This window comes from Paenibacillus sp. JNUCC32 (genome assembly GCF_014863545.1).
GTDB lineage: Bacteria > Bacillota > Bacilli > Paenibacillales > Paenibacillaceae > Paenibacillus_AQ > Paenibacillus_AQ lautus_A.
In genome coordinates this window covers 5,377,672-5,390,025 of the sequence record NZ_CP062260.1, presented here as the reverse complement: position 1 = coordinate 5,390,025, position 12,354 = coordinate 5,377,672, and the positions used below count along the sequence as shown (strand labels likewise).

Below are 12,354 nucleotides of genomic sequence, written 5' to 3'. Positions count from 1 at the left end.
GCAGTAACACATACACCATCTATGATCAACCAGCAAGTTCGCAACCTAGCAACACCAAGGCCACCATTGCACTCCACCTTATTCCAATTCCGAAAGGGGAAACCAATCATGAGCGATAACCAAACCAAAGAACCGAAAATCAAAGGCGGCAGCTTTGTCATCGACAATCCCGATATGCAGCGCATCCTGACACCGGAGGATTTTACGGAAGAGCATCGGATGATCGGCGAGACGGTGCGCGATTTTATTGACGGCGAAGTGGTGCCGCACGATGAAGAGCTGGAGAAGCTGAATTACGAGATGACGGTAGACCTGCTTCGCAAAGCAGGCGAGCTGGGCCTGCTCGGAGCCGATGTGCCGGAGTTGTTCGGCGGAATCGGACTGGATAAGGTCAGCTCTACGATTATTAACGAAAACTTGGCGAAGGGATCGTCCTTTGCGCTTTCTTTCGGGGCTCATGTGGGCATCGGTACGCTGCCGATCGTGTTCTTCGGCACGACCGAGCAGAAGCAGAAGTACCTGCCGGATCTTTCGACCGGCGCGAAAATCGCGGCTTATTGCTTGACGGAGCCGACCTCCGGCTCGGATGCGCTGGGCGCCAAAACGACGGCACGCCTGTCCGACGACGGGGAGTATTATATTTTGAACGGATCGAAGCTATATATAACTAACGCCGGATTTGCGGATATCTTTATCGTCTACGCCAAGATTGACGGAGAGCACTTCACCGCGTTCATCGTTGAGAAGGAGATGGAAGGCTTCACGCTCGGGCCGGAGGAGAAGAAGATGGGCATCAAGGGCTCGTCGACGCGTCCGCTCTTCTTCGAAGACGTGAAGGTGCCGAAGGAGAACCTGCTTGGCGAGATCGGCAAGGGCCACCGGATCGCCTTCAACATCCTGAACATCGGCAGGTACAAATTGGCAGCCGGCACCGTCGGTGCAGCGAAGGAATCGATCGAGCTGAGCGCGAAATATGCTAACACCCGCAAACAGTTCGATACGCCGATCTCGCAGTTCCCGCTCATGCGCAAAAAGCTGGCCGACATGAACATCACCGCTTTCGTGATGGAGAGCATGGTGTACCGTACGGCAGGACTGCTGGACGAAGCGATGCAGGACATCGATTACAACAGCGAAGATGCAGGCATCCACTCGGCGGCCGCGATCTCCGACTATGCCATCGAATGCTCGATCAACAAGGTGTTCTGTTCCGAAGGACTGGATAACGTGGCAGACGAAGCCGTGCAGATTCACGGGGGCTATGGGTACATCCAAGAGTATAAAGTGGAACGCATCTATCGGGACTCCCGCATCAACCGCATCTTCGAAGGCACGAACGAGATCAACCGGCTCCTGATTCCGGGCACGCTCGTGAAGAAGGCGATGAAAGGCGAAATCGCGCTCCTGCAAAAAGCGCAAGGCCTGCAAGGGGAGCTGCTGCAGCTGGTACCGGGCCAAACCTTTGAAGGAACGCTGGAACAGGAGGCGCATTTCCTGGACATGAGCAAGAAGATTTTCCTCCTCGCCGGCGGTCTGGCCGTTCAGAAGTTCGGCACGAAGCTGGAGAAGGAGCAGGAGGCCTTGTCCAACCTGGCGGATATGATGATTGATATTTATGCCCTCGAAAGCGCATTGCTGCGCACCCGCAAGCAAATCGAACGCACCTCGGAGGAAAAGGCAGCGAGCATGATCGAGATGACGCAGGTGTTTGCTTACGAGGCGTTCCAGCGCATTGAAGCGCTCGCCAAAGAAACGCTGGCTTCGGTGGAAACCGGCGACATGCTGCGGATGCAGCTGTCGGTGCTTAAGAAGCTGACGCGCTGCACGCCGGTCGATACGGTGGCCCTCAAGCGCAGCATCGCAGCCCGCGTGGTCAAGAACGAGCGGTACACGGTGTAATACGCGTCAACGCCAATACGATGCGTAAGTAACCGCAAAAGAGAGAGATTTTTCTTGGAGTAGGAAAGAAGGAGCATTCCTTAGGAAAGGGTTGGTTTTGTATGGATACAAAGCCTTGGCTGCCGTTTTATCCGCCCGAAGTAGCCCCCGCTTTTGATTATCCGAAACAGAATTTGGCATTATTTCTCGTAACGTCGGCGCAGAAGTTTCCGAATCGTCCGGCCCTGTATTTCATGGGAAAGACAATCAACTACAGAAGTTTGCTGGATGCGTCCTACCGGATGGCGAACGCGCTCCGCAGCAAAGGGATCAAGAAGGGCGACCGGGTAGCGATCATGCTGCCCAACTGCCCGCAGGTCGTTATCTCCTATTATGGCGTGCTGCTGGCCGGAGCCGTGGCCGTCATGACCAACCCGCTCTATATGGAGCGGGAAATTGCGCATCAGATGAAGGATTCCGGTGCCAAGATCATCATTACGATGGATATGTTCGTATCCCGCGTTGAAAAAGTCATCGAGGAGACGGAACTGGAGCATATGATCGTCACGTCCGTGGCGGATTATCTGCCGTTCCCCAAGAATCTTCTCTACCCGATCAAAGCCAAGAAGGAAGGCCCTCTTCCGGTCGTCGACTATGGAAGCCGCGTCCATGCCTTCAAAAAGCTGCTAGCGGGCGCGCCGAATGATCCCGTCTGCGAATCGGTGAAAGCGGAGAAGGATTTGGCCCTGCTCCAGTATACAGGCGGCACGACCGGCGTACCCAAAGGCGTCATGCTGACGCATATGAATCTGATCGCCAACACCGTGCAGTCCGCGAACTGGTGCTTTCAGGTGGAGGACGGGAAGGAGCGGTATTTAGCCGTTCTGCCGTGCTTTCACGTGTTCGGTCTGACCGTGCTGCTGAACCAGGCGATCTATCGTGCGGGCATGCTGATATTGGTACCTAAATTCGAAGTGACGATGATCCTGAACCTGATCAAAAAAATGAAGCCGACGCTCTTCCCGGGCGCCCCGACCATGTATATCGCATTGATTAATCATCCCAAGATCAGGGAATACGACCTCTCTTCGATCAATGCCTGCGTCAGCGGCTCTGCCGGGCTTCCGGTCGAGGTGCAGGATAAGTTCGAGGAGCTGACCAAAGGGCGGCTGATCGAAGGCTACGGCCTGACCGAAGCGTCCCCGGTTACCCATGTGAATCCGATATGGGGAAGGCGGAAGATCGGCACCATCGGCGTCCCCGTTCCGGATACGGACGCGAAGGTCGTGGATCCGGAGACGGGCGAAGAAATGCCGGTCGGCGAGCCGGGCGAGCTGATCGTGAAGGGTCCGCAGGTGATGATGGGCTATTGGAACCGGCCGGAGGACACGTTCGACACGCTGCGCAACGGCTGGCTGTTCACGGGCGACATGGCCACGATGGACGAAGATGGGTATTTTACGATCATTGACCGCAAGAAAGACATGATCATTGCAAGCGGTTTCAATATTTATCCTCGGGAGATCGAGGAAGTGCTGTATGAGCATCCGTCCGTGAAGGAAGCCGTCGTGGTCGGAACGAAGGACGATTATCGCGGCGAAACCGTAAGAGCGTATATTGTGTTGAAGGACGGCGCGTCTCCGGACCCTTCGGGTCTTGAGAAGTTCTGCCGCAGCCAGCTGGCGGCCTATAAAGTGCCGCGCGAGTACGTGTTCCGCGATTCTCTGCCGAAGACGATGGTAGGCAAGGTGCTGCGCCGCAAGCTGCTGGAGGAGGAAGAGGAAGGCAGAACGGGCTGAAGCGAAAGAACAGCCGTGCAGGTACGACCAACGATTCATGTTATCCCGCTGGAATGGATACAGTATCTAACAACGTCAGAAGAAAAAAGGAGGCGGCCTGATGAATCATACCAATGTCAACCCCGACGCGAAGGCCGAACAGCCGGGATTCGACCGGGAGGCGTACATCGAGGCCATGACCAAAGCGGCAGAGCCCACCTTCTGGGGATATCTCGGCTGCAAGCTTGCGTCAGCCAGCCCGGAGGCGGTTGTTGTCACGCTGGATGCGCAGCCTCATCATATGAATATGATGGGCATCGTGCATGGCGGCGTACTCTCCTCACTGATGGATAACGCCATGGGCATTGCCGTCATGCTGGAGCGTCCCGGCGAATCGACGGTGACAAGCAATCTGAACGTGCATTTTGTCATGCCGGCCAGGGCCGGAACCCTTACGGTTACGGCAAGCATCGTGCATCAGACGCACCGTTCGGTCACGACGGAATGCAGGATAACGAATGATAAGGGCGAGCTAGTCGCGATCAGCACAGGGTCGTTCCGAGTGAAATAATGCAGCTTTCCGCTGCTAAGAAACGGATGGTCTGTCATCTCAACAGGGGGCAGGCCATTTATTTTTTGGCGAGCGAATCAAGGTGTGGCCGGATATGAAGCGTCAGTCCATGCCGCCAATCGACGATGTTAGGCGACTTCCAACCGGCTGGCCGAGCAGATTTTCTGTCGGGATTGTTCTTCGCACTTCTTGTCAGGCCACTAAAGCTGTGGTACAATAAGAATGCTGTTTTTCATGTAGAATCTAGAATGTCTCTTAAGATCATAAATTTAGATGTTTACATACGTAGGAGGTGGAAGTCATGGTTGTATTTTTTGAAGTATTGCTCGTTATTTTCTCCATCGGGTTGATTACTGTCGTTCTTCTCCAAAAAGGGAAAAGCGCAGGTCTTGCCGGTGCCATCTCCGGCGGTGCGGAACATCTTTTTGGTAAAACGAAGGCTCGCGGTATGGATCTCGTACTGCAGCGTACAACGGTAGGTCTTGCAGCAGGATTTATGATTTTGGCCATCGTTGTTGCCATGTTGAAATAACAATTGCGTTACCCTCGCTTTTTCACTCTTGGAAGAGCGGGGGTTTTTTATTGCCTGAATTTCGGATTACATAGGTAAGGGCGGTGTTCGGAAGGATACCGGGGATTAAATTCGTGTATACTAGGGTATGAGTATATAAAGGTAAAGAATGGATAGAGGAACGATGAAATTGCAGGTTCCCGAGGTGATAACATGATAACTGAAGAAACATTACTGAACTTTATGCGGGAAACTGCATACAAACCGATGACGTACCAGGAGCTGGAGCGGCATTTTGCGATTGAGGATGCCCATGAATTCAGGGAGTTCCTGAAGCTGCTGAATGAACTTGAGCAATCCGGAAAAATCATTCTGACGAGCACCGAGCGCTATGGCGTGCCGGAACGGATGTCTTTGCTGCGCGGACGGCTGCAGGCCCATGCGAAGGGTTTTGCTTTTCTGATTCCCGATGACCGCGAGCATCCGGACGTGTACATTCATGCCAATGACCTGAAGAGTGCGATGAATGGAGATACCGTGCTGGTTCGGATCAGTTCCAAAAGCAGCGACGGCGGCAAAATGGAAGGCGAAGTGGTCCGCATCGTGACCCGCGCCGTTACCCAGGTGGTGGGCGTGTTCCAGAACCATGAAGCCTATGGCTTCGTGCTGCCGGACGACAAACGGATTAACCGGGATATTTTTATTCCGAAGCATGCGATCAATGGTGCCGTTGACGGCGTGAAGGTCGTTGTGAAGCTGGTGAGCTATCCGGAAGGAAGAGCTGCGGCAGAAGGCGAAATCGTGGAGATTCTGGGGCATAAGGATGATCCGGGCGTCGACATCCTGTCCATTATCCGCAAGCATCAGCTGCCGGAGGGCTTTCCGGAGGAAGTGCTGGCCGAAGCGGACGCAGCGCCCGATGCGATTACGGAAGAAGAGATCGTGCAGCAGGGCCGCCGCGATCTGCGCGGTCTGAACATCGTGACGATTGACGGCGAAGATGCAAAGGACCTGGATGATGCGGTCAACGTGGAGCGTCTGCCAAACGGGAATTACCGTCTGGGCGTTCATATTGCCGACGTCAGCTATTACGTGCGTGATCGGTCCGAGTTGGATAAGGAAGCGTATAACCGCGGCTGCAGCGTGTATTTGGTGGATCGGGTCATTCCGATGCTCCCTCATCGCTTGTCCAACGGCATATGCAGCTTGAATCCGCAGGTGGATCGTCTGACGATGTCCTGCGAGATGGAATTCAATGAGCAGATGAAGGTCGTGAAGCACGACATCTTCACCAGTGTTATCCGCACGAAAGAACGGATGACGTACAACAACGTGCGCAAGATTTTGGTGGATGAAGATCCGGAGCTGATCGAGCGCTACGGCGATCTCGTGGAGGATTTCCGCTTGATGCGCGAGCTGGCCCTGAAGCTGCGGAACCGACGGATGCGCCGGGGCGCGGTGGATTTCGACTTCGTGGAGTCGAAGGTCATCGTGGACGAGAACGGCAAACCGGTGGATATCGTCAAAAGAGAACGCTCCATCGCGGAGCAGATCATTGAAGAGTTCATGCTGGCGGCCAACGAAACGGTGGCGGAGCATTTCCACTGGATGAAGGTTCCCTTCATTTATCGGATTCACGAGGATCCGGATCAGGAAAAGCTGCAGAACTTCATGGCGTTTGCGGCGAATTTCGGGCATCACGTGAAGGGACGGGGCAATGCGATCCATCCACGGGCTCTGCAGAATCTGCTGGAAGCCATTCAAGGCACGAAGGAGCAGACGGTGCTCAGCACGATGATGCTCCGTTCGATGAAGCAGGCGAAATACGATGCGGAGAGCACGGGTCACTTCGGCCTTGCCGCGGAATACTATTCTCACTTCACGTCCCCGATTCGGCGGTATCCCGATCTGGTCATTCACCGGGTCATCCGGGAAGTGCTGGAGAACGGCGGGTCGCTGAATGAGAGCCGTCATGAGCAGCTGGCCGGCCGGATGGCCGACATTGCGCAGCAATCCTCGGAACGCGAGCGCGTAGCCGTGGATGCGGAGCGTGATACGGAAGCGCTCAAGAAGGCCGAGTTCATGCTGGATAAGGTCGGCGAAGAATTCGAAGGCATTATCAGCAGCGTCACCAGCTTCGGCATGTTCATCGAGCTGGAGAACACCGTTGAAGGCTTGATCCGCCTCAGCGCGATGACCGACGATTATTACCATTTCGATGAAGGCCATATGGCTCTCATCGGGGAGCGTACGTCGAAGGTATACCGCATCGGCGACGATGTGAAGGTTCGCGTGGCGAACGTGAACATGGATGAGCACACCATCGATTTTGAGATGGTGGACATGAAGCCGCGCCGCCAAGGGCGCGGCGAAGGCGACCGCGGCGGCAGCGGCGGCCGCGGGTTCGGTGCCCGCGACGGTGGAGGTCGCGGGGGCAAGGGCCGCGGCGGCAAACGCGGCGCGGCTGAAGGCGGCGCGCCAGGCGGGCGCCGCAATGACAGCGCCGGCGGCCAGGGCGGCCGCGGCAAGCGCGGCGGCGAGGCGCCAGCTGGAGCGGGCGCTGGTGCTGGCGCTGGCGAGCAGCAGCCGGCGAGCTTCGCCTTTGGCTCCGGCAAAGGCGGCTACAGCTCCGCCAGCGGCGGCGCTCTTGGCTTTGACCGCAACGCGCGCTCCGGCGGCGCTGGCGGGAAGGGCCGACGGAAGAAGACGTCGGGCAGCGGCATTTTCATCGGCGAAGGTCCAACGCCGGGCGGCGGTAACGCTGGAGGCAACTCCGGCGGGGGTGGCCGCAAACGGAAGAGCAAGGGCGGAAACGGCACGGCCGCTTTTGTCCGCAAGAAGAAAAAGTAAGAATCCTCTCTTGATCCATCGAGGGAGTCGCTTGCCCCGCCTTGCTTTTGGAGGCTGACGTTTGATACAATGGACTTCTGGTGAGATTGCATGTTGGCGGTCTGCCGGAAGTCCTTTTTCCATTATCATTGTTGATGACAAGGGGTGAGACCATGGGTAAGAAAAGTGACGGGAAGGTTCTGGCCCAGAACAAAAAAGCTTCCCATGATTATTTCATCGAGGATACGTATGAAGCCGGGATGGTGCTGACCGGAACGGAGATCAAATCCATACGGAACGGCCGTGCCAACATCGGAGATGCATTCGCAACCATCAGGAATGGCGAAATTCATATCCATAATATGCATATCAGCCCGTTCGAGCAAGGGAACCGCAACAATCCGACGGACCCTACGCGTACACGGAAGCTGCTGCTGCACAAGGAGCAGATCCGCAAGCTGCTGGGCCTGTCCAAGCAGGAAGGCTACGCGATCGTACCGCTGAAGATCTACATCCGTAACGGCTATGCGAAGTTGTTGCTGGGCCTCGGTAAAGGTAAGCGTCAGTACGACAAGCGCGCCGATGCTGCTAAGAAGGATGCACAACGCGATATCCAGCGTGCACTGCGCGAGAAGCAGAAGATTGCAAGGTAATTACGGCTATTCGTGGCATGTCGCTTAAGAAATCGGCATCATGTGTAATGAACGTTGTGGGATGGCAGCTTTTAGCTGTGTTACCTGCATTGTATATATCATTTTGATGTCGAATGTGATATACTAAGTGATGTAAGAGATCAATAAGATCTTTGACAATCGGCATACAGTTGGCGCATTCTTCTTTCTTGGAGGGAAAGAGTGTGTGGCATCAATCGACTGCTATGGCTGAATATTCTTTGATTTAATCCGATAGCCCTTTTTGGCAGGAACGCTAAGGTGCGAAGCACCGGCATTTCTCCAACTTAAGGGGGCGTTTTTGGATTCGACGGGGATAGTTCGGGCATGAGTAGCGGGTAGTGGGGACGCGTCCACTTCATCAACGCTAAAGCCAATTAAACGGCAAACAACAAAACAACTACGCTTTCGCAGCTTAATAACCTGTGAGCGTGCTCTCGCTCTGTATCGCCCATGTACCGGGATGAGGGCTCAACTTTAGTGGGATACGCTGTCTAGTCTCCGCCTGGGGCTAGCTGAAGAAGACAATCAGGCTGACCTGAAGGGAATCCGGTGACAGGGAGTTCCTAGGGTGACATCAAATCTGTCACTACACCCGTAGAAGCTTGTGTTGTCGTTATCTTCGGACAGGGGTTCGACTCCCCTCGCCTCCATACATAACAATGATAGAGCCATCAGCCAGTGATCTGGTTGGTGGCTCTTCTGTTTATGATATAATAAGCGTAATTAGAAAACTGGAGGGGACTCAGGATGGTTGCCAATCGAGAGCAGCTCCAAGAAATTCTGAAAAAAGCGAATCAACATGCACGCAAGCAAGCCAGAGAGTCAGGGGCATCCATTTACTATATCAAGAATAATAAACGAGTACGTGAGGATGCTAACGGTAATAAGTTCGAAATCATTTATGATGCAACCGGAAATCGACATGAGTTCGAATATCATGAATAAACTAAAACCAGTTATGACGGTTTTTGCAGGAACAAATGGGGCGGGAAAAAGCACGCTCAGTATGCAGATGAGAGCATGGTTAGGCGAGTTGGTTGACCCTGATCAGATTGCCCGTGAACTAAAACCAGATGATCCAAGAAGTGTCGATCTTTCGGCGGGAAGAGAAGCGGTCAAAAGAATCAGATCGTTGATAAAAAGACAGGAGCATTTTGCAATTGAAACTACACTATCAGGTACATTTGTTCTAAAGCATATGCAAATTGCTAAGGAAAGCGGTTATGACATCGTCATGTACTATATTGGACTTCAAGATGTGCAAATGCATATTGACCGTGTGGCCTCTCGTGTCGAGCAGGGTGGACATTGGATTGCTGAAGAGGATATTCGTTTTCGATACGGTCAGTCATTGCAAAATTTAAAGCCTGCACTAGCCATTGCAGATCAGGTTTTTATTATAGATAACACAAACCAACCAACGATTGTTGCTGAAATCGCAGAAAGTAAGCTGATATATTGCATAGAGAATATACCTGCTTGGTCTGCGAATGTTATTAGGGATCATAGTTGGTAGTGCGTTTTGGGGTGGTATGGCAATTAGCTTAATAACCTTGCACGTGTGCTCTCGCTCTGTATCGCCGTGTACCAGGAAATGAGGGCTCAACTTTAGTGGGATACGCTGTCTAGTCTCCGCTTGAGGCTAGCTGAAGAAGACAATCAGTGACCTGAAGGGAATCCGGTGACAGGGAGTTCGAGTATCGCATACGATGCTAGCATTGCTTCGCAATACTTTCAGGTGACATCAAATCTGTCACCACACCCATAGAAGCTTGTGCTGTCGTTATCTTCGGACAGGGGTTCGACTCCCCTCGGTTCCATCATAATGAACACCATCCGCATGAGGATGGTGTTTTTGTTTTATATTAATACTATAGGTTAGAACATGTCGTACAGATGGAGTGAAATCGATGAATCATAGTCATGATGGAGAGGAACCATTGATAACGGTACTCAATATGGATGGGCAACAACTAACACCATGTTTACCCCATCGGGCTTGGCGGGAAGTTGAGCGATCGCGAGCTTGATGTCATTGAACAGGAGATTCTGTTGGGGTACCTCGAAGCGGCAGCAGGTCATGCGGATATCGGCTTTGTGACGCCTTACCGTAAGCAGGTGGAGAAAGCGACCCAGCAATTCACTGCTGATATAGAGAGTGACACGATCCATAAATATCAGGGACGTGAGAAGTCCGTTATGATCATGTCTACGGTGCTCGACCGAACGAGAGCAGGAGGCATGGGGATGAAATTTGTTAATGATCCTTGCATGATTAATGTGGCTGTGTCCCGTGCGCAGGAGAGGTTTATTCTGGTGACCGATCAGTCTGCGTTTCGCAAGTATGGGAATGAAGTGGGAGATCTCATGCGATATATGGAATATAGTACGCTGGACAACAACGTCGTGGAGAGCCAGATTCATTCTATATTTGACTTGTTATACAAGGAATACTCTGATCATCTGCAGGAATTTCGAGAACGCGTACGTTTCTTTAATAAATCAAGGCATCGGAGCGAGAATATTATGCACGCCTTGCTCGACCAGATACTACAGGAGCCTATGTTCAAGGATTTTGAACTAGGGAATCAGGTTTTACTAATGAATTTGTTTACCGACCTGGAACGGTTAAATGAGGAAGAGCGCAGATTCGTCAGAAATCGTTCTTCTGTTGATTTTGTGATTTATCATAAACTGGACAGATCGCTAGCGATGGCGATCGAAGTCGATGGATTTGCCTTTCATGAGAACAATCCTGAACAACTAAAGCGAGATGAGAAAAAAGAAGAGATTTTCAAGAAATTTGGAATGGAATTAACAAGGTTCCGTACAAACGAGAGCGGGGAAGAACAGAGGATTAGGGAGCTGTTAAACTCTATGTTGTATTAGGTGGAATGACTTAAATAGAGCTAAACATCACCGATTCAACTTATTAGTTGCAGGTTTACCTTTTAATGTTCGACTCCCCTCATCCATGAGTAACCACTGTCGGGAGCAATGCAATCCTGATCCGGACGATCCTTTACGAAATGGAGGACTGCGTAGTAGGCTCCGTTATGAAAAACGCCGGTCCAGTCCCGAATGACTCCATGAAATGTGAATCCCGCAGACTCGAAGTAATCCCACATGTCCAAGATGACCGTATTATAGTCTTTTAGGCGGTTCTGGATACCAACCTTAGTAGTGTTTTCGACTCGTTCATATGTCTCCATTGTTTCTATATCCCTCCCTCTCTAGCATCCAGAAGCATGAATGTTGAAATAAATCTGGATGTAGTGCTCGTCAACGATGTCATATGCCCTGACTATCAGATGTAACGAGTAAGAGTTAAGAGTTTCGGCAATACAGCTCCTTTCCCCTGATGAAATATACTTCTCCTCAATCGTGTCGAGTTGTTCTGAATCGATACGGCTCTCCAATGCAGTAATTCGGTTTACATTGGGAAGGCATAAGATCAACCGGTCATCACTATAAACTTGTAGCATCCTCAATACGTCTTTTTTCAAATACTGTCTCCAAGCTGCTCATCTCTATTTCCTCCTAAAATTTGGACATAAAAAAGAAGGCTATAAAGCATACGTGTAGCGCGTATGCTTTATAGCCCTCCTGTTTCAATCCGATTTTTTATTAGCTGTAGCCAGCTATTCACCATCTTTACCGGATTAATGATGGCAAAGAAAATACAAAGAGAAATCTTAGTGATTTTATTTTAAAGCTGGATAAATGCGTTGTAAATAAAGAAGAACACAAGAATCTCCTAGTTATTAAAATTGAAAATATTTATAACTAGAAAAGCCCTGATCTTCCGTACCATCACGAGTAATCAGAGGTTTAACATTATTTTGGTGTTTATTCGTTTAGCATTGCCCGTTCCGGATCAAGATGGGAATAAACATGCAAAGTCATTGTTTAGCGCTTGTTCAACGTATTGTGGTACGGATGGAGCAACTGAAGGATTGCCAATCCTGAGCCGCTTGAAACAATGGCTTATTTTTTAGCCATTTCTTTTGTGATAGCACTTTCTAGTAAATTTTAAAAGAGTAAATTCTCGAAAAAATTCAGTTACGGCGCGAATTATGGCGATATTACGATAAAATTAATCAATAAATTTAG

The 12,354-nt window shown here is 51.5% G+C and carries 10 protein-coding genes and 1 other RNA gene; 10 read left to right on the top strand and 1 reads right to left on the bottom strand.

Going from position 1 to position 12,354, the window contains the following annotated elements; genetic code table 11:
* The first annotated feature begins 108 nt into the window (after positions 1 to 108).
* The 10 genes from JNUCC32_RS23745 (at position 109) to JNUCC32_RS23695 (ending at position 11,130) form a co-directional block, all read left to right on the top strand.
* Entirely contained in the window at positions 109 to 1,899 is a 1,791-nt protein-coding gene (locus JNUCC32_RS23745; protein ID WP_192570051.1) for an acyl-CoA dehydrogenase FadE, read from the top strand.
* A 101-nt stretch (positions 1,900 to 2,000) separates the two neighbouring features.
* Positions 2,001 to 3,677, top strand: a complete 1,677-nt coding sequence (locus tag JNUCC32_RS23740) for a long-chain-fatty-acid--CoA ligase (RefSeq protein WP_192570050.1) — start codon at positions 2,001 to 2,003, stop codon at positions 3,675 to 3,677.
* 100 nt (positions 3,678 to 3,777) lie between these two features.
* A complete protein-coding gene (locus JNUCC32_RS23735; RefSeq protein WP_192570049.1) occupies positions 3,778 to 4,227 on the top strand; it encodes a PaaI family thioesterase in 450 nt (149 codons plus the stop codon).
* A gap of 301 nt (positions 4,228 to 4,528) precedes the next feature.
* On the top strand, positions 4,529 to 4,759 hold the full coding sequence (gene secG / locus JNUCC32_RS23730; protein WP_009593367.1) for a preprotein translocase subunit SecG: 231 nt from the start codon (positions 4,529 to 4,531) through the stop codon (positions 4,757 to 4,759).
* Positions 4,760 to 4,951: 192 nt separating this feature from the next.
* Entirely contained in the window at positions 4,952 to 7,588 is a 2,637-nt protein-coding gene (gene rnr / locus JNUCC32_RS23725; protein WP_192570048.1) for a ribonuclease R, read from the top strand.
* A 152-nt stretch (positions 7,589 to 7,740) separates the two neighbouring features.
* On the top strand, positions 7,741 to 8,220 hold the full coding sequence (gene smpB / locus JNUCC32_RS23720) for an SsrA-binding protein SmpB (RefSeq protein ID WP_036664873.1): 480 nt from the start codon (positions 7,741 to 7,743) through the stop codon (positions 8,218 to 8,220).
* A gap of 309 nt (positions 8,221 to 8,529) precedes the next feature.
* Positions 8,530 to 8,894: a transfer-messenger RNA gene (gene ssrA, locus JNUCC32_RS23715) on the top strand.
* 94 nt (positions 8,895 to 8,988) lie between these two features.
* Positions 8,989 to 9,186: a hypothetical protein gene (locus JNUCC32_RS23710; RefSeq protein WP_192570047.1), complete on the top strand. Its 198-nt coding sequence runs from the start codon at positions 8,989 to 8,991 to the stop codon at positions 9,184 to 9,186.
* A complete protein-coding gene (locus JNUCC32_RS23705; RefSeq protein ID WP_192570046.1) occupies positions 9,179 to 9,757 on the top strand; it encodes an ATPase in 579 nt (192 codons plus the stop codon). Before JNUCC32_RS23710 ends, JNUCC32_RS23705 begins: the two co-directional genes overlap by 8 nt.
* A 494-nt stretch (positions 9,758 to 10,251) precedes the next feature.
* Entirely contained in the window at positions 10,252 to 11,130 is an 879-nt protein-coding gene (locus JNUCC32_RS23695; protein WP_228468814.1) for an AAA domain-containing protein, read from the top strand.
* A gap of 62 nt (positions 11,131 to 11,192) precedes the next feature.
* Here the strand turns inward: JNUCC32_RS23695 and JNUCC32_RS23690 are convergent, their stop codons facing one another.
* Positions 11,193 to 11,453, bottom strand: a complete 261-nt coding sequence (locus JNUCC32_RS23690; RefSeq protein WP_192570045.1) for a hypothetical protein — start codon at positions 11,451 to 11,453, stop codon at positions 11,193 to 11,195.
* Between the last annotated feature and the right edge of the window lie 901 nt (positions 11,454 to 12,354).